The organism is Marinobacter sp. (genome assembly GCF_041595835.1).
Taxonomy (GTDB): Bacteria; Pseudomonadota; Gammaproteobacteria; order Pseudomonadales; family Oleiphilaceae; genus Marinobacter.
This window is the reverse complement of the sequence record NZ_JBFHJO010000027.1, coordinates 20,156-36,542: the sequence shown is the minus strand read 5'-3', so window position 1 is coordinate 36,542 and position 16,387 is coordinate 20,156. Positions and strand designations below refer to the sequence as shown.

General features: G+C 52.5%; 18 protein-coding genes. 12 read left to right on the top strand and 6 right to left on the bottom strand.

Going from position 1 to position 16,387, the window contains the following annotated elements; genetic code table 11:
* Positions 1-437 precede the first annotated feature (437 nt).
* From ABYA77_RS10095 to ABYA77_RS10085, 3 genes are all read left to right on the top strand, one after another.
* Positions 438-782, top strand: a complete 345-nt coding sequence (locus ABYA77_RS10095; protein ID WP_372965840.1) for a PBPRA1643 family SWIM/SEC-C metal-binding motif protein — start codon at positions 438-440, stop codon at positions 780-782.
* A 30-nt stretch (positions 783-812) separates the two neighbouring features.
* Positions 813-1,244: a DUF3010 family protein gene (locus ABYA77_RS10090; RefSeq protein ID WP_372965839.1), complete on the top strand. Its 432-nt coding sequence runs from the start codon at positions 813-815 to the stop codon at positions 1,242-1,244.
* Between the two features lie 98 nt (positions 1,245-1,342).
* Positions 1,343-3,082, top strand: coding sequence for an amidohydrolase family protein (locus ABYA77_RS10085; protein WP_372965838.1), 1,740 nt, complete (start codon positions 1,343-1,345; stop codon positions 3,080-3,082).
* 45 nt (positions 3,083-3,127) lie between these two features.
* Here the strand turns inward: ABYA77_RS10085 and arfB are convergent, their stop codons facing one another.
* Positions 3,128-3,541: an alternative ribosome rescue aminoacyl-tRNA hydrolase ArfB gene (arfB, locus tag ABYA77_RS10080; protein WP_372965837.1), complete on the bottom strand. Its 414-nt coding sequence runs from the start codon at positions 3,539-3,541 to the stop codon at positions 3,128-3,130.
* A 196-nt stretch (positions 3,542-3,737) separates the two neighbouring features.
* Between arfB and trxC the strand changes: the two genes are divergently transcribed.
* A complete protein-coding gene (gene trxC / locus ABYA77_RS10075; protein ID WP_372965836.1) occupies positions 3,738-4,175 on the top strand; it encodes a thioredoxin TrxC in 438 nt (145 codons plus the stop codon).
* A 52-nt stretch (positions 4,176-4,227) separates the two neighbouring features.
* Here trxC and ABYA77_RS10070 read toward each other — a convergent pair whose 3' ends face one another.
* Both ABYA77_RS10070 and ABYA77_RS10065 read right to left on the bottom strand, forming a co-directional pair.
* Positions 4,228-4,950, bottom strand: a complete 723-nt coding sequence (locus ABYA77_RS10070) for a PspA/IM30 family protein (RefSeq protein WP_372965835.1) — start codon at positions 4,948-4,950, stop codon at positions 4,228-4,230.
* A 4-nt stretch (positions 4,951-4,954) separates the two neighbouring features.
* A complete protein-coding gene (locus ABYA77_RS10065) occupies positions 4,955-5,224 on the bottom strand; it encodes a YiaA/YiaB family inner membrane protein (RefSeq protein ID WP_372965834.1) in 270 nt (89 codons plus the stop codon).
* 155 nt (positions 5,225-5,379) lie between these two features.
* On the opposite strand from ABYA77_RS10065, the gene ABYA77_RS10060 reads away from it, so the two are divergent.
* From ABYA77_RS10060 to ABYA77_RS10040, 5 genes are all read left to right on the top strand, one after another.
* Positions 5,380-6,144: a helix-turn-helix domain-containing protein gene (locus ABYA77_RS10060; protein ID WP_372965833.1), complete on the top strand. Its 765-nt coding sequence runs from the start codon at positions 5,380-5,382 to the stop codon at positions 6,142-6,144.
* Between the two features lie 180 nt (positions 6,145-6,324).
* On the top strand, positions 6,325-7,119 hold the full coding sequence (locus ABYA77_RS10055; RefSeq protein WP_372965832.1) for an SDR family oxidoreductase: 795 nt from the start codon (positions 6,325-6,327) through the stop codon (positions 7,117-7,119).
* A 21-nt stretch (positions 7,120-7,140) separates the two neighbouring features.
* Positions 7,141-7,518, top strand: a complete 378-nt coding sequence (locus ABYA77_RS10050) for a hypothetical protein (RefSeq protein WP_372965831.1) — start codon at positions 7,141-7,143, stop codon at positions 7,516-7,518.
* A gap of 27 nt (positions 7,519-7,545) precedes the next feature.
* Positions 7,546-10,107 carry a DUF2339 domain-containing protein gene (locus ABYA77_RS10045; RefSeq protein ID WP_372965830.1) on the top strand — a complete coding sequence of 854 codons (2,562 nt, stop codon included), beginning with the start codon at positions 7,546-7,548 and terminating at the stop codon, positions 10,105-10,107.
* A gap of 87 nt (positions 10,108-10,194) precedes the next feature.
* The gene (locus tag ABYA77_RS10040; RefSeq protein WP_372965829.1) at positions 10,195-10,893 is read left to right on the top strand and encodes a crotonase/enoyl-CoA hydratase family protein; all 699 of its coding nucleotides are present in this window, start codon (positions 10,195-10,197) and stop codon (positions 10,891-10,893) included.
* On the opposite strand, the gene ABYA77_RS10035 is transcribed toward ABYA77_RS10040, so the two are convergent.
* Positions 10,890-13,085, bottom strand: a complete 2,196-nt coding sequence (locus tag ABYA77_RS10035; RefSeq protein WP_372965828.1) for a LemA family protein — start codon at positions 13,083-13,085, stop codon at positions 10,890-10,892. The genes ABYA77_RS10040 and ABYA77_RS10035 overlap by 4 nt on opposite strands.
* A 170-nt stretch (positions 13,086-13,255) precedes the next feature.
* Between ABYA77_RS10035 and ABYA77_RS10030 the strand changes: the two genes are divergently transcribed.
* Together ABYA77_RS10030 and yeiP are read left to right on the top strand one after the other, a co-directional pair.
* Positions 13,256-13,753 (top strand): acyl-CoA thioesterase, encoded by a 498-nt coding sequence (locus ABYA77_RS10030; protein WP_372965827.1) that lies wholly within the window; start codon positions 13,256-13,258, stop codon positions 13,751-13,753.
* A gap of 73 nt (positions 13,754-13,826) precedes the next feature.
* Entirely contained in the window at positions 13,827-14,393 is a 567-nt protein-coding gene (gene yeiP / locus ABYA77_RS10025) for an elongation factor P-like protein YeiP (protein WP_372965826.1), read from the top strand.
* A gap of 60 nt (positions 14,394-14,453) precedes the next feature.
* Here the strand turns inward: yeiP and ABYA77_RS10020 are convergent, their stop codons facing one another.
* Together ABYA77_RS10020 and ABYA77_RS10015 are read right to left on the bottom strand one after the other, a co-directional pair.
* On the bottom strand, positions 14,454-15,221 hold the full coding sequence (locus ABYA77_RS10020) for a spermidine synthase (protein WP_372965825.1): 768 nt from the start codon (positions 15,219-15,221) through the stop codon (positions 14,454-14,456).
* Entirely contained in the window at positions 15,221-15,934 is a 714-nt protein-coding gene (locus tag ABYA77_RS10015; RefSeq protein WP_372965824.1) for a lytic transglycosylase domain-containing protein, read from the bottom strand. The genes ABYA77_RS10020 and ABYA77_RS10015 overlap by 1 nt, the downstream gene beginning before the upstream one ends.
* A gap of 159 nt (positions 15,935-16,093) precedes the next feature.
* Between ABYA77_RS10015 and ABYA77_RS10010 the strand changes: the two genes are divergently transcribed.
* The gene (locus ABYA77_RS10010; RefSeq protein ID WP_372965823.1) at positions 16,094-16,333 is read left to right on the top strand and encodes a TIGR02647 family protein; all 240 of its coding nucleotides are present in this window, start codon (positions 16,094-16,096) and stop codon (positions 16,331-16,333) included.
* Positions 16,334-16,387 lie beyond the last annotated feature (54 nt).

Here is a 16,387-nt window from a genome sequence, read left to right as displayed (position 1 = left end):
GCCATTCACCAGCTTCATGTTCCATGTGGCGGTTTCATTGTTGCCTGCAAGCCCACCACTACCATCGGAATCATTTATCACGGACAGGTTGAGCTCGCCCGTTATGCTGTCCCATGTGTAAGTCCCGTATTCACCACCGCCGTTAGTGCCCACTTTCTGAAGCTTCCCATACCATCTCCTTATCAATTTAATGGAACTACAACTGGGTGTTCCCGGGCACGCTAACATGGATTTTTATGGGTTGACGTCCCCCATTTAGGGAGGGGTGATATGGTGAATCCGGACCTGCGATATGGCTGAAGAGCGCGAGCGTTGGGTTCTGAATTTACACATCTGCCTATATCTCCAATTCTGTAAGCGTGCTAAAACGTCGTCGCCCAACGTCAGTCTGCTTTTTTGGGGCAACCGGGTATTTATCTATTCATCAGGGTTTCAGCATGTCAGACAAGTTTTTTTACAAAGGCCGACAGGATGCGCGCCAGCACCATACTGCTTATGGCGGCTTCCAGACCAAGGCCAGCCAAAAGAGTGGCACCAAGAAATTTCCGCTATCGCTGGTCGTTACCAGTGAGGCCCGTAAGCAAGAGATTGAGGCCCGGGTGGCTGAGCATCAGCTCTATGCGAACGTTTCAGTTGATACGAGAGAGGGTGCCGTTGAGTCTATCGCCGGACTCACGGTTATCCTGAATAAGGGTGAGACGATAACCTCTGAAAAAGCACCTGCCCGCAATGATCCATGCAGTTGTGGCAGTGGCCTGAAGTTCAAGAAATGCTGTGGCTGAAGCTGGTCAGGTAGAGGGGGGGAGAATTCTATGACTGTTTGTGGTGTTGAACTGAGTGGCAGCGATGCCGTGGTGTGTTTGTTGAGTCTTGACCGGGGGCAGTTCAGTTTGCCGGAATGCAGGGTTCGTAAGCTTTCACTTCCCAGGAACCACACCCGGGAAGACTTGAAACAGTTCCAGAAAGCATTTGCTGCCTTGATGGCTGAGCACGGGGTGACCCGTGTTGTGATCAAAGAGAGAATGCCGAAAGGTAGATTTGCGGGTGGCGCCATCAGCTTCAAGATGGAAGCTGCGATTCAGTTGATTGCGGATGCTGGGCTGGAGGTCAGGTTGCTCTCGCCGGCTGTTATCAAATCTACGCTGGCTGCAAAACCGTTGCCGGTTCCATTTTCTGAAACTGGCTTGAAGGTGTTTCAGGAAACAGCATTTATTGCTGCATATGTCGGTCAGATGACGAAGTAAGTCGGTCAGGTCTCTTTTGTGGCGATATTTTGATCAGTTTCGGCTATCCTGAAGGGGTTGCATACCTACAATAACAAGACCTGAAAAGGGATAATGTGATGCCCCTGTACGACTTCATCATCGAAGGTGGTCGTTATTTCGACGGCACCGGTGCGCCATCTTCCATTTCTAATGTGGCAATCAAAGATGGCCGGGTTTCGAAGGTTACTGCTGACCCTATACCCCATGAGCAGGCCGGTCGCGTGATCGACGCTGCGGGTAAATGGGTCACACCGGGATTTCTGGATACTCACACTCATTACGATGCCGAGCTTCTGGTGAGCCCGAGCTTGTCGGAATCTGTCCGTCATGGCGTGACCACCGTGCTGGTGGGCAGTTGTTCCCTCAGTATGATTTGCAGCGACTATGAAGATGCTTCAGATATCTTTACTCGCGTTGAAACCGTGCCACGGGAGCGGGTACTGCCAATTCTGAAGCAACACAAAACCTGGTCGACTCCGAAGCAGTGGGTAGAGCATATAAAACAGGTGCCTCTTGGCCCGAATGTTGTCAGTTTTATGGGCCACAGCGACATGCGGGTTGGGGTTATGGGGTTGAGCCGGGCCACAGATTTGGCAATTCAACCTACGGAAGAAGAAATGCAGACAATGGAACGTTTGCTGACGGAGGCTTTGGATGAAGGCTTTTTGGGTCTGTCGACGATGTGTCTGAAGTGGGACAAGGTTGATGGTGATCGCGAGTGGTCCAAGAGCTTGCCCAGCACTTACGCGAAGTGGGGTGAGATTGCCCGTTTGAATAAGTTGGTGCGACAGTATGGCCGGGTGCATCAGGGAGCGCCGAACGCCGCCACGCCGCTGCAGATTCTGCAATATGTCCGGGAGTGCGTGGGATTGTTGCGGCGCCCGCTGAAAACGACTTTGATCAGCCAGATGGACCTGAAAGGCAGCGCGGCGCTCACTACGCTTACCCGGTTAACGTCGATATTTACCAATGCATTACGGGGAGATTTCCGTTGGCAGGTGTTGCCAACACCGTTCACGGTGTACGCCGACGGTATTGATGTGGTGTTTTTTGAAGAGTTCGGAGCTGGTGAAATGGCTCTGGATCTGAAAGATGCGGTTGAGCGTAACGACCTCCTTAAGAGCGAGGATTACCGCCGTAAATTCCGTAAATTCTATGGTGAAAAACTGAGTCCCCGGGTTTGGCAGCGGGACTTTGGAGACGCGATGATCATCGACTGCCCGGATGAATCATTGATTGGTAAGAACTTCGAAGAAGTGGCTCGGTCGCGCGGGATTCATGTGGTGGATTTGTTTCTTGATCTGGTGGTTGAGTTTGGCAAGAAGGTTCGCTGGTACACCACCGTAGGCAACCACCGTAAGTCAGTTCTGAAGCGGATGGTGAAGGACCGTCGCGCTTTGATAACGTTCAGTGATGCCGGTGCCCATATTCGTAATATGGCGTTCTATAACTTGCCTTTGAGGATGTTGAAGCTCGTGCAGGAGTCCGTCGATGAGGGGGATCCGGTGATGACCCTGGAGCAGGCGGTTCATCGCTTGACGGGCGATCAGGCTGACTGGTTTGGTATTGATGCAGGCAAGATCCGGGAAGGCGATCGAGCTGATTTGGTGATACTGGATCCTTCAGGCTTTAACCAGAACCTGGAAGAAGTGTCCTGGGGCGAAATGGAGAACTTCAACCTGCAACGGTTGGTTAACCGAAATCCGGGCATCGTGAAAACCGTGATGGTTAATGGGAAGCTGGCGGTCGATGATGAGCAGTTTCTGCCAGAGTTTGGTCGCGAGCGGGGCTACGGTTCGTTTATTCCTGCCCGCTGAAGGGGGATTGGGGTAACTCGGTGTTGCTTCCGGAGCCGGAGATTATCAAAGCTGTATTTTTCCTCTGAGCGCTTTTGTTTTCCCTTTTTGAGTTTTTTTATCTACCCGTCGCCGCTGAGAGCCCTTAGTGGGGCGGGTTGCACGCCGCGCTTTTTGCGTTTTTACCGCTTCTTGAATTAATTCTTTCAGGCGCTGCAGGGCGTCTTCCTTGTTCAACTCCAGAGTCCGGGATGACTGTGCCTTGATGATCACAATACCGTCTTTGCTGATGCGCTGGTCTGATAAGGCCATTAGCCGCTCTTTGTAAAAGGGTGGCAAGGATGAGCGCTGAATGTCGAACCTGAGGTGTACCGCTGAGGCCACTTTGTTGACGTTCTGGCCTCCAGGCCCTTGGGCCCGGATTTGAGTTATTTCTATTTCCCAGTCGGCAATTTCTACGGCATTGGAAATTTTTAGCATAGGTAGACACGTTGTTGGTGTGATGATCAGCTTCAGCGTACGGTTACTATCATCCTACGCAATCATTAAGCAGATCAGAAGCGGAGGGTCAGATGGGGCGGCACCGGTGCACTGATACAACTACACACTAAGCATGCTTGATTTTTTGAGGTTTAGCACAGATCTTGAATAAAACAGAGTTCTGCGAGGAAATGTTATGACGACTGATACCAAGCATGTTGTTTGCCCCCATTGTCACAAAGTGAATCGCGTACCCACGGATAAACTCACCGCCGGCGGCAATTGCGGCGCCTGCAAACATCCCTTATGGCCTGACAAGGTTCTGGAATTAAATGATCAGAGTTTTGTGGCTCATACCGGGCGTAGTGATGTGCCCGTGTTGGTTGATTTCTGGGCCAGCTGGTGTGGTCCGTGCAAGATGATGGCACCACAGTTCGAACAGGCCTCTCGGCAGTGGAAGGGCAAAGTACGGTTTGCCAAACTGAACACTGAACAGCATCCGGGGCCTTCTGGCCAATATGGTATTCGTAGCATTCCTACGATGATTCTGTTCCGGAATGGGCGGGAAATAGCGCGACAGAGTGGTGCTATGAGCGAGGGTCAGATCAGTCAGTGGTTGCAAACTCAGGTCTAGGGCGCTTGCTCCAGGTCAGGCCGCATCATGGCGGCCTGACGCAATGTCTCTGTCACTGAGGCGGGGTGTTTTCTGTCGGAATGCTTGGGAGCCTGGCGGCCCTTATCCGGGCAAGAACCTTCTCTCCATCACAGGTTCCGTTGTCGATTCCCGCGGCTTTCAGACGGGCGTCCAGGTCTCCATTCTGTTGCTCCTGATCCAGTTCGGTCAAAGCAGCGTCAATCTCTTCGGCTTCATTTTGTCGGGCACGTATGCGGTTAGCAGAAATGTTCAGCTCTTCCATATGGCTGTGCAGTCCTCTTGCATGTCCCCGAAGTTGGCGGGTTACCTGTTCGGCGTGCCGGTTCGCCTTTGCAAGGCGCATTTCGCTGTGAAAGTGCTTCAGAGCCCTGCTGGAATCCCGTAGCTGACGCCTGAGTTGAGTTTCCTGCTGCTGGAGGCGCGCATACTGCTGTTGTTGCCGTTGAAGCAGTGTTTCATCTTCTGCAATTAGGTTGGCGAGCTCCAGAGCCAGAGATTCTTCGTGTTTTTCCAGCGCCTGGCTGGCTTGTTGCTCTCGTTTGCTGATCGCTGACCGGAGGGCCTCATTGTCCTGTTTCAGTCGGTTCTTTTCTGCCATCAGGCACGCCAGTTCCCGTTTTGAACGGGAAATTGCATGCTCGGCATCTCGTAGCTCCTGTTCAAAGATGCGAATGTCATTAGCCTCTACCAGCTTAGCCACCGGTTCATGGGCGGATGCCCGAAACAGGGTTTCCAGTTTACGCCAGATGCTCATGTTGTTACTCCCCGTATTCCTTCAACAGTTGGTGGGTGCGAGCTTCAGAAATGCGGTTAACAATCCGGTGCTGCTCGTGCTCATCGCGTAGTGTTTTAGAGAGGGTGATGGTGGTGCTTACAAGAAAGAGGGCGCTGATGGCCATGTAGCCTTTTAAAACCATATCTACAGGGGCAAGAACGACACCTGCGGCGGCGGCAAAAAGTGCCACCGCGAACGAAACCTTCACAAAAAATACCCAGGATGCAGAATTGCTCTTCAGTTCGCTATCCATGATGAACTCCTTTTGACTCTGTGGTTTGGACGGCTGCACTGTGCGATATCGCTTGAGAGGGTGCGAGAGCTTTTCCTAAAGTATCGAAGGTCTATCTCATAAGTATTGAATAGTGATACTTTTGTGCGGATAAGAAGAAGCGAGGAGGTGTAGCTATGGCGCAAACCAGTGCCATCGTCAGTGAACTTAAACGACAACTTCGGTCCCATGGATTGACCTATCAGGATGTTGCTGAAGCGCTGGAGCTTTCCGTGGCGAGCGTTAAGCGTTTGTTTTCCGAAAAGCAATTTTCGTTGAAGCGTCTGGATCAGGTCTGCAACCTGATGGGTATGGAAATCAGTGATCTTGTGCGCAAGCTTGCGCCGGAACAAAAAGTAGATCAGCTCACGCTGGAGCAGGAAGAAGAGCTGGTATCGGATGTGCGTTTATTGCTGGTCGCAGTTTGTGCGATGAATCGATGGCGGTTTGATGAAATTCATATGAATTATGAGATATCTGAGACGGATTTGATTCGTTATCTTGCTCTGCTTGACCGAATGGGGGTGGTGGAGTTGCTGCCCGGCAATCGGATTAAATTGCTGATCAGCCATGATTTTACATGGCAACCAAATGGCCCTATACAGCGCTTTTTTGAAACTGAGGTGCAACAGGATTTTCTGAAATGCCGCTTTACACGTGCCGGTGAGTTAAGGTTGTTTGTGAGCGGGATGCTTTCTACACAATCTAATGAGGCTGTTCAGCAGAAGTTGAAGAGACTTGCATTGGAGTTTCGGCACTGTCATGAAGAAGATCTTGCGCTACCCCTGGAACAACGCTTTGGTGTCAGTCTGATGATGGCTATGCGGCCGTGGGAGATTGAGGCTTTTGACCACCTTCGGCGGCCGGATGCTCGTAAGGACTATCCGGGGCGGGTCCGATAAAACCTGAATAAATTGGCCCCCAAAGAATGCCTGGTTGATCTCGGAGATTGAGCGTTTTTTCTGCTAGTATCCGAGCTTTCATGTACCACGGGCAAACGAAGTCCAGCGCGAGCATTGCTCTGGCAATTCGTGGCTGCCAGTCAATTCACTCATCGTTGTTACCTGTTGGAGAGCGAGCTTATGTCTGCGCAAACTGTCTGGATTACGGGGGCCTCGTCGGGCATCGGAGAAGCTCTGGCTCTCCAATACGCGAAAGATGGCGCTGGGCTGGTGCTGTCTGCCCGCCGGGAGGACGAACTGAAACGTGTGGCAGCCCGCTGTGTTGAAGCCGGCTTGCCGGAAGACCATATTTTAGTACTTCCGCTGGATGTGACCGATTGGGCGTCGCATGCAGAAACAGTACAGACTGTTCTCGATCGTTTTGGCGCGGTTGATTTGCTGGTGAATAACGCGGGGGTATCACAGCGTTCACTCTGTAAAGATACTGATATGAGCGTCTACCAGAAGCTGATGGATGTCGATGTGATGGGGCAGATAGCCCTGACCAAGGCGGTGCTTCCGCACATGTTGAACCGGGGCTCTGGACATTTGGCAGTTACTGCCAGTGTGGCGGGCAAGGTTGGTGCGCCTCAGCGAACCGGGTATTGCGCCGCCAAGCACGCGGTGATGGGCTTTTTTGATGCTCTTCGGGCCGAGGTAGAAGGCGAGGGGCTTCATGTTTCGACGATTGTACCGGGCTTTATCCGGACGGACATTTCCAGAAATGCTTTGTCTGCAGATGGCTCGCAGTACGGTGAGCTGGATGACGATATTGCCGGTGGAATGGATGTCACGGAGTGTGCTCAGGTGATCTTTAAAGGCCTGCAGGCAAAAAAACGTGAAATTCCTGTCGGTAAGGGTAAAGAAATGGCCGCTCTGTGGGTGAAACGTTTGTCCCCCGAGCTGGTTTTCCGCCTTGCCCGGTCCATGAAGTAATCAAAAAAGCGAGTCGTCCTGATGAAGTTTCCTGTTGTTACGGTGACTCTGGTTGTTGCTGCGTTAGGTTATGTGTTCTGGAACCAGACCCAGGAGCCTTCGGCTCCGGTTGCCCCGGCCGATTTTACCAATCTGGCTGCGAACCCCGCTGAGCGCAGTGCTGTGGTGGACCTGGCGGTTACCCAGATACCTGAACTGTGCGAACAGGCTGCTGGCAAGGGGAGCGACGCACAGGCCAGAGCCGAGTGCATTAAACTCGCTGAATCCCGCACGTCTTCCTGTCGTCGTATGGTTTATGACCTCTTTCCTGACCTGGTGGCATCTGACGCGGTATTTCGGGATATCTCAATTACCATGATGAATTGCCTGGTTCCCCAATCCGGGGTTGTTCAGCCCTAAGATCATAAAAGGTATCAGGATTTAAGCATGGAAAGCTCTCTCTATTTTGCGCTTGCAGGGATCGCTCTGTTTATTCCCATTGGGGCGATACTGGGATTTGTGGCGTTTGTTCGCCAAAGTGATCAAACCTCCCGTATTGAAGAGTTACGCCGCGAAGTTCAGGCTCTGCGTAGTCAGATTGCCGGGGTGAATGGTACGCCTGGGCAGGAAACAACTGAAACCGTGCAGACGATTCCTGAGCCAGTTCCTGTGGCGCAGGTTGTTCATCAGGAAGAGCCTCAGACACTTGAGCCTGAAACTGAGCCATTACCCTCCAGGCCCCCGCCTAAGCGTCTGGAAAATCAGTTTTTTGCAGCTCTGAAAGAAAACTGGATGGTATGGATTGGGGGGCTGAGTGTCAGTCTGGCCGGTATTTTTATGGTTAGTCACTCCATCAGTGAAGGTCTGATCGGGCCTTCACAGCAACTTTTGCTGGCCCTGTTGAGTGGTTTGCTGTTGCACGGCGGGGCTGAAGTGATGCGCCGCCGCCATCTGGGGACTGATCAGGTATTTGCCGCCTTGGCGGGCGGCGGTAGTGTGACGTTATATGCTGCGCTGTTAGCTGGGGTACATCATTACGAACTGGTGTCGCCTGTCGTCGCACTGGCAGGGTTGGCGGTTGTTTCTTTGATGACCATGGCATTGGCGTTAGTGCATGGGCCTCTGCTCGCCGTGATGGGGTTGGGGGGCGCTTATCTGGTGCCCTTGCTGGTTGGTGGCGAGGGCGGCAGTGCTGCGTTTATCCTTTCTTACAGTTTCTTGATAACTCTTAGTTCTGCCTTGCTGATGGGCTATGTTTTTCGGACATGGCTCTGGTTTATCACGCTGGCTGGCGCTGTGTTCTGGTGGCTGTTGGCGGTGCTCGCCTACAACGATGGTTTGGCTTTGGCGTGTTATGTGTCTGCCTTGTTCATGCTGTTCTCGCTGGCCCCCTGTGAACCTCTGATTTCGGCAAATCGACGCCGGGAAGCCTTTTTACTGTTATTGCTTGCCTGGGGCGCCTCTATTGCTCTGCAATATGCCTCGCAGCCTTTGTTCCCGGCCTGGCTGGTCCTGTTACCCGTTGCCATTCTGACGCCGGTCAGTCGTGGAGTGCTCTGGTATCTGCCCTGGGGAGCCGTGTTGACAACAGCTCTGGGTTGGCTGGCTTATGCCATTCGTGGCTCGGCACCGGATGTGTTGCTACCCCTGGCTGCAGAGCATCAGGCTGGCCTCCTGGCCTATTTGATGATCGCGGCGGTGATAACGGTGTTGTGCGGTCTGTGGCAGTGGCGAATTCAGTTGGAAATCAGGCGTTGGCCGTCTTTAGTTATGCTTTCACCGGTGGTTTGGCTGGTGCTGGGCTGGTTGTTGGTTCAGGGCGGTGTTCCTTCGGGGAGCTGGGCGCTCGTCGCTCTGCTGGCCGGTGCGGTATACGGTGCCCTGGCCTGGCAGATAGAGCGGCGAGGTGTTTATAGGGCTGGGCTTGTCTGGGCGGTTTTGGCAGCCCACGCCTGTTACTCTCTTGCGGTGGTCATGTGGTTGCGTGAGGCTTCACTTACGCTGGCTTTGTCGATGCAGTTTGTCAGTCTGGTATGGCTGGCGCGGCGCTATCAGGCGTCAGAGCTTTATCTGGTATTGAAGGTTGCCTTGGCTGTGGTGGTCGCGCGCCTGACGTTTAATCCTTGGCTGCAAAGTTATGATGCCGGCACCCACTGGTCTTTATGGACCTACGGTGGAACCACACTCTTCGCGGCAGTGGCAACTTGGCTGGCCGGGAAAAATAATGCTATCCGGCCCTGGCTGGAAGGTGCGTCACTGCACCTGTTGGTGCTTTTCCTCGGTACAGAATTGCGTTACTGGCTCTACGATGGCGACATTTTTGCTCAGGAATACAGCCTTACTGAGGCAGCGCTCAATACGTTGCTGTGGGGCTCTCTGGGCATTGTGTATGTGGTCCGGTCTCGTGTAAGCCTGTCGTTGGTTTGGTTGTACCGGCTATTTGCCAGCGCTCTGACCGTTCTCTCGGTAGCCAGTTATCTGATGGTGGTTGCTGTTCATAATCCCTGGTGGAACAACGACATTATTGGCGCAACACCTGTGTTCAATATGCTGTTGTTAGCCTATGGTGCCCCGGTTCTTCTGGCTTTGGCCACGAGTCGGTTCTCTGATCTGCTGCCTCGCAGATGGTTGCTCTACGTGGCCTCTGCAGGATTCCTGCTGTTCACCGCGCTGGAGATTCGGCAGTTATGGCAAGGTAGCGAACTCGCCTGGTGGCATGGCATTGGGGAAGGGGAGCTTTATACATACTCCGTTGTCGGTATGGTGTATTCGATAGCCGCCATTCTCTGGTCCACCCGCAGTGGAAGCGCTGGTTTGCATAAGGCTGGTATGGCGTTGCTCGGTGTTGTGATTGCAAAAATATTCCTGGTGGATATGAGTGGTCTTCAGGGGCTTTGGCGTGTGGCAGCTTTTATGGGGCTTGGCCTGGCACTATTGGGGTTGGCTTGGGTGTATCGAAGAACCAGGACGATCGAGGATCAGGCTGAAGAGTCATCAGCCACGCTATAGCGCCAGAGAGCGTTGCCGAAGACTGGCGTTATCTATAAAGTTAACAAACACTCACTTAACTAAAATGCAGTAGATGAGGACACAGAGGTGACAGAACTCGTAACTTACGAACTGAACGAAGGCATTGCCACGATTACCCTGAACAATGGCAAGGCCAATGCCCTAAGCCATGACGTGTTTGAAGCTCTGAATGCCGCGCTCGATCGTGCAGAGCAAGATAAAGCCGTTGTGATTCTGACAGGCCAGCCCGGCATGTTCTCCGGCGGTTATGACCTGAAGGAAATGCAAAAAGGCATGAAGGAAGCTATGGCTTTGGTAAAAGTGGGCTCAACTCTGACCCGTCGCCTGTCTGCATTCCCTCTACCGGTTATTGGTGCCTGCAGTGGCCATGCCATTGCCAAGGGTGTGTTCATTCTGCTGTCTGTGGATTACCGCATTGGTGTTGAAGGTAATTTCAAACTGGGGCTGAACGAAGTGGCTATTGGCATGACCATGCATCACGCCGGTATCGAAATAGCCCGTCACCGTATGCCTGCGCCTTATTTTTATCGCTCCGTTGTGAACGCTGAAATCTTTAACCCTGAAAGCGCAACTGCTGCAGGTATTCTGGATGAAGTGGTGGCTCCTGAGCAGTTGATGGAGCGAGCGAGGGCTGTGGCTGGTCAGCTTAAAAAACTGAATATGCGTGCCCACAAGCAAACCAAGCTGAAAACGAAGGCAGGCTATCTGGCTACGCTGGACAATGCCATCGAACAAGATGCAGCCCACTCTGACTTGATGGGTTAATCGTCCAGGGTTGGTGCTGGCCTGAATTTGAATAGCCAGGCTAGCACCAGATCCGGCAATGTTTGTATGCGTGTGTTGTAGATACATGCACTGTCGGTATAGCTGTCACGCAGCAGTGACAGGTAGTTTTCAGTATTTGTCATCAACTCCATAAACTGCAGTACCACCTGATGGTTCTTCAGGTCCGGATAACGCTCCAGTTTTGCTTTTAGTGACTGTGTCGCAGATTGTTCCTGACGAATGGTTTGCCCTACCTTATGGGTGGATTCCAGGGTGACCGGGGGCGCGGCCCTCAGTGTGGCAATGGTCGTTAGCAGCTCTTTCTCATGGGCCATGCTGACCTTTACCGCATCCTCTAGCATGGGCCACAGATCGTGCCGCTGTTGCAGGATGGTGTCTATATTGGCCCTGGCCCGGCTTACCCGGTTTTTCAGAAAGACCAGATCGTTGTAATGCAGAATGGTGGTGTAAACGCACAGAACTAATGGCACGACTAATGCGGAAATCAGGAGGTTGTCGGGGCTGAAACGACCGTCAGCTATCAGAAAACTGGTGGCCGTGAACAGGAAAAGCCCTAAGCTGGCAGCAATGCCTGCAAAGCCCCAGGCTCCCTTGTGTAATACGATCTCGGCTTCATCAGAGGCATTGATCATGAAGGGTAAGCCCGGTTCGTGTTGAATGCTGAGGCGATCGGGTTGCTGCTGATCCAGGCCGGCGAAGCCGAGACAGTAAATGTCGGCTCCCGGCTCAAGGTATTTTACGGTATGTCGTTGATTGCCCTCTCGGCTCTTGTGATGCCCCGAATATTCGAATGTTGCACCTTCGGGGTAAACTAAAATGCCTCCCTGATGACTGTTCAGTCGGAAAGGTACGTGCTCTGAGTGAGATTCAATCGTTCTCCATTTATCGTCTTTTCCAGAACCTTTGCTTTCTTCGATCTTGTAATGATAGGCCACGCATTTTTTGTTGGTCAGGGGGGCATGCAGTGGCGGGTGCTGGTCATCGGATTCTACCTTTCCACTCAGTTCGGCTAAACCAAAGCTGAGCCCTTTTGTATTGCTGGTCGGCACTGCTTCGATCAGGCGTTTGAGTTTAATGGAGCGAATAGCTTTGTGCATCAGAAACGCGGCCAGAATTAAGCTGCCGATTGCGAGAAAAATACCGATGGCACTGAGCGTGTGTTTGGTTGGATGATGTCGGGCCAGTGCCTGTTGCACCAGTAGCTGGGTTTCTTCATTGAGCTCAGGCAGCGGTAGGCGGTTTTCAAGTTGTTGCCTGAACATCCATCGATCGAACCACCCGTTGGTGCTTTGGTGAATGAGATGATTCAGAACAGCGACGTCAGCAAGGGCGAGAGTGGGGGCTTCACTATCCGCGAGCTTTTGGTAGCGCCCTTCGTAGAGTGTGGCTATGGCCGACCATTCTTGTGTCATCCGGGAAACCCCAACCAGGCTTAATGTGCCTGATACAGCCACGGTCATTGTGAGTGCGTACACCCACAACCGGTGAATTTTCAGAAGAATCAGCCCCAGAGCAAGGCCCATAGCCAGTAAGCCGGTGGCCAAGGATATATGGGCTCCGGAATCGGAATATTCTTCACTCGTGTTGCTGCTGGGATCAAAGGTAGAAATAACCGAAGGCAGGCTGAATGCCTCAAGCTGCCCGAATTTCAGTTCCTGGTGGTCTGGGTCAAACTGCCCGATGATTGTGGCGGTTTCTGTCGGTTTCAGTGCCCATTCGGAATAAACGTAATCGTCGGTTTGATCGTGCCAGGTTCGGCTCAAGCCCCAGTCGATATCTTCTGGTTCAGAACCCGGGTTGACAACGACCGAACCGGATTCATCCTGGAGTTGGAACTTTCCTCCAAGATGGCCTGAATCTATCGTTCGCAGTTTTCGATCGCCGTCTGTGTCCCGGTATTCCTGCTGCTTCAGGTAACGTACATATACGGCTTGGGTTTTGGAATAAGGGGCGGTGTAGGTGCCCAGTCTGTCTGAAACCTGACCGGTCACAAGGTAAGGCCCCTGTGCCAGTATTGAGAGGGGGGTAACAGGAAGGCGCTGGATTTGCCGGGCTTGTGCCAGTTCGTTCAGGCCCTGGTCCATAAAGTGATAAGCGCCGGCCAGACAGGCAGTGGTGAAAATGGCCAGAATAAACGTGCCAACAGTGCTGCGTGCCGCTTTGTGCTGCATCTGCTTTCAATACCCTTTGTTGTTGGCTTGTGAAAAGTGCAGTATAGCTGATCAAATTAGCTGCACGCCCCTGAAACTCAGTAAGGCCGGTACTTGCAGCGGAGTGTCCTTACCTTGCTAACATAGTTATCCACAGAATCTGTGGGTAAGTCACAGAAGGAACGCCTGTCATGTCTGGAAAAAAGGCCAAGCCTGTTTCGGCTTCTGCCATTGAGAAGCACGTTTATAAAGTCTTTCCTAATGATATGAACTCACATGATACAGTTTTCGGGGGCATGATCATGGCGAAGTGCGACCGGCTGGCTCTGGTAGTGGCTGAACGGCATTCCGCGTATGTATGTGTAACGGCTGCGGTAGATTCCATATACTTTCGCGCGCCTGCCAAGGGTAACGATACCTTGTTGTTCAGCCTGGCTCTGAATCGTAGCTGGGGGTCTTCCATGGAGATCGGGGCAAAGGTTGAGGCCGAGAACAGTTACACCGGGGATACCAGGCATATTCTTTCAGCGTTTTTTACCTTTGTGGCCCTGGATGATAAGGGCAAGCCTGTGGATGTGCCGGCGGTGATTCCTGAAACGGATGAACAGCGTCGGCGCTACTCCAATGCCGAAATCCGAAGGGCCGGGCGGCTGAAGACAAGGGCAGAACTTTCCCGGGCAAACCGTTGAGCAGTGGTCGCATCTTTTTATCAGTCGTGGTATATCAGCGCCACAAGTGATCAATTTAATTGGAACCAGTAACATGCCAAAAGCGAGTGAGATTAAAAAGAATCAAGCGGTTGAATACGATGGACGTGCGTATTTCGTAAAAGACATCGAGCGCTCGGTGCCTCAGGGCCGTGCCGGTGGCAGCCTTTACCGCATGCGGATGTACGATGTTGTTTCCGGGCAAAAGCTGGATGAAACCTTTAAAGATTCAGACATGCTTAATCTGGCTGATCTGGTTCGCCGTCCGGTTACCTTTTCATACGCCGACGGTGATGAGTATGTCTTCATGGATAACGAAGATTTCACCCAGTACATGTTGAATAAAAGTGCTATCGAAGATGAGTTGTTGTTTATCACTGAGGACACTCAGGGGGTGATGGCTATACTGGTCAGCGATACGCCGGTGGCTCTGGACTTGCCACCCACGGTTGAATTGACGATTGCAGAGACTGACCCGTCTGTTAAAGGTGGCTCTGCCACGGCCCGGACCAAGCCGGCACACCTGACAACCGGTCTGGTTGTGCAGGTGCCTGAGCACATTTCGACAGGCGACCGCATCAAGGTTAACGTGGAAGAACGTAAGTTCCTCAGCCGGGCCTGAGCGGCTTAGGTGCTGAGTCAGAAAAAGTCTGAGAGAGGGGCCCGGATAGGGGGCTCCTCTCTATAGTTCCAGCCTTTCCAGTTTCTTCATGAGTTTTGCCCAGCCGATGGGCAGCCGCGCTTCAAGCTCAGCGAGTCTTGATGCGGGCAATGTCACTGAATTTAAGCCGTGCTTGCTTCCGTAAATAACCCAGTTGTTGGTTTTGCTTCTGAACATCAGAAGGAGGGGGAACTGGCGCCGGAGTTCTCGTACCAGATTGCCGTCGGGCTCGGGCATGCGGTGGTAGTTCAGGGCCAGCCAGCCCGTGCTTGTAAGTGCCCGGCTGCAGGCTTTTATGAACTGCCGCTGAGCCTGGGCCGGGCTCATTTTATCGGCACTGTAGAGGTCCGTCAGGATAATATCTGTGGAGCCCTCTGGCATGTTATCTACCGCCAAACGTGCATCCTGAATCTCTACTTTTAACCGGTCGTTGTCAGGCAGGTAAAACCATTCTCTGGCAATGTCTGCCACTTTCGCCCGTAACTCGAAAACCTGAATGTTACTCTCCGGCAGGAGCTTGTATAAGCCATGGGCCAGTACTCCTCCTCCTAAACCAAGCACCGTAACATGGCTTGGTTCCCGGAAGGCAATGGGGAGCAACATCGCCCGGTTGTATTCATGCACGGGGAGATGGGGCGTTGAGCGAATGATTTTGCTTTGTTCGAATATGGAGTCAAAACTGAGGACGCGATGCTTGCGACCATCAATAACCAGGATGTTCCCGTATTTATCCTGGTCGACGTGAACAATATCGCCTGCAATGCTGAGATATTCGAGAGCTTTGTGCATCAGTTAGCCGCGTAGCGTTGGTGTAAGATGCCGACGCGCTCAACGTAGGCTTTGGTTTCGGCGTATGGTGGGATGCCTTTGTAGCGCCCTACGGCGCCCGGGCCTGCATTGTAAGCGGCTGTCGCGAGCCGGGTGTTACCCTTGAAGCGAGCCAGCATCTGGGCTAAGTAGTTTACGCCCCCTCGGATGTTCTCTTCTGCTTGCATCGGGTTCAGAACGCCGAGTTCTTTCGCTGTACCGGGCATTAGCTGCATCAGGCCTTGAGCGCCTACAGGCGAGATGGCTTGAGGGTTAAATGCAGATTCAGCATGAATGACGGCTCGCACCAGTGCAGGGTCTACGTCAAATTCTTTGGCGGCGGCCTGGATTTCGTTCTCGAAAGGGCTAAGAAATAGCGGAGTCTTGCGCCAGTCTACTTTTGAATTGGGGTCGCAGGCGTAGCAATGAAAGCTGATTACGTCGAAACTGGAGTCGGCGGGTTTTGTGCTGCTGTAGGCCACAACGCCGTGTTCATCCTGGTAGCGGTAGACGGTTTCGCTTTTGGTTGAAGGGCGTGGCTGGTTTGTGTTTTTTACGTTTGTAAATTCAATCCGGCCATCCGGGTGTACCACGCGCTTTATCGTGTCTGCCTGTGCGCTTGCACTCAATGCCCACAGGCACGAGGCCAAAAGGGATATGATGCAGAATGTGAGGGGGGTGTAGCTAAGCTTCATTTCATGACCGGACTTCAGTATCGGATGCTTTAATGTACCGTTATTATCGCGGGAGATGTAGCGGCAAATGTAGGCTTTTTGTGTGCTTGTGAGAATTTTCGCCCGGCAGGCGTTATTTCCGCTAGACTTGAATCCAAGTTACCTAACCAGGAGTTTCTTATGCCTTTCTCTCCGATTCATCTTGCTGAACTGAACCTGTTACTGCAGTTTCCTTCTACTTCGACTCAGGAAGGCATCAAAGTGCACTCCAATGAAGCCGCAGAAGATATTGTTCAGGCGGCAGAGTCTTTATTTGCCAAGGGGCTGATTTCCCGGCATGACGGGGGTTATCTCACGCCGATGGGCTGTGAGGCTGTTGAGTTGACTCAGAAGCTGCAATCTATGCTTGCAGGTGGTTGAAGGCCGGTGTTTAGCGTGGCCCTGATCTGTTCAGGGCCAAGTTCATTTGAAACG

Bases quoted from the DNA above. Each gene is read 5' to 3' on its own strand.
- ABYA77_RS10060 (WP_372965833.1), top strand. From the start codon at position 5,380: ATGGCGCAAACCAGTGCCATCGTCAGTGAACTTAAACGACAACTTCGG.
- ABYA77_RS10090 (WP_372965839.1), top strand. From the start codon at position 813: ATGACTGTTTGTGGTGTTGAACTGAGTGGCAGCGATGCCGTGGTGTGT.
- ABYA77_RS10030 (WP_372965827.1), top strand. From the start codon at position 13,256: ATGTCTGGAAAAAAGGCCAAGCCTGTTTCGGCTTCTGCCATTGAGAAG.
- ABYA77_RS10045 (WP_372965830.1), top strand. From the start codon at position 7,546: ATGGAAAGCTCTCTCTATTTTGCGCTTGCAGGGATCGCTCTGTTTATT.
- ABYA77_RS10070 (WP_372965835.1), bottom strand. From the start codon at position 4,950: ATGAGCATCTGGCGTAAACTGGAAACCCTGTTTCGGGCATCCGCCCAT.
- ABYA77_RS10065 (WP_372965834.1), bottom strand. From the start codon at position 5,224: ATGGATAGCGAACTGAAGAGCAATTCTGCATCCTGGGTATTTTTTGTG.
- arfB (WP_372965837.1), bottom strand. From the start codon at position 3,541: ATGCTAAAAATTTCCAATGCCGTAGAAATTGCCGACTGGGAAATAGAA.
- ABYA77_RS10050 (WP_372965831.1), top strand. From the start codon at position 7,141: ATGAAGTTTCCTGTTGTTACGGTGACTCTGGTTGTTGCTGCGTTAGGT.
- ABYA77_RS10015 (WP_372965824.1), bottom strand. From the start codon at position 15,934: ATGAAGCTTAGCTACACCCCCCTCACATTCTGCATCATATCCCTTTTG.
- ABYA77_RS10055 (WP_372965832.1), top strand. From the start codon at position 6,325: ATGTCTGCGCAAACTGTCTGGATTACGGGGGCCTCGTCGGGCATCGGA.
- ABYA77_RS10010 (WP_372965823.1), top strand. From the start codon at position 16,094: ATGCCTTTCTCTCCGATTCATCTTGCTGAACTGAACCTGTTACTGCAG.
- ABYA77_RS10085 (WP_372965838.1), top strand. From the start codon at position 1,343: ATGCCCCTGTACGACTTCATCATCGAAGGTGGTCGTTATTTCGACGGC.
- trxC (WP_372965836.1), top strand. From the start codon at position 3,738: ATGACGACTGATACCAAGCATGTTGTTTGCCCCCATTGTCACAAAGTG.
- yeiP (WP_372965826.1), top strand. From the start codon at position 13,827: ATGCCAAAAGCGAGTGAGATTAAAAAGAATCAAGCGGTTGAATACGAT.
- ABYA77_RS10020 (WP_372965825.1), bottom strand. From the start codon at position 15,221: ATGCACAAAGCTCTCGAATATCTCAGCATTGCAGGCGATATTGTTCAC.
- ABYA77_RS10095 (WP_372965840.1), top strand. From the start codon at position 438: ATGTCAGACAAGTTTTTTTACAAAGGCCGACAGGATGCGCGCCAGCAC.
- ABYA77_RS10035 (WP_372965828.1), bottom strand. From the start codon at position 13,085: ATGCAGCACAAAGCGGCACGCAGCACTGTTGGCACGTTTATTCTGGCC.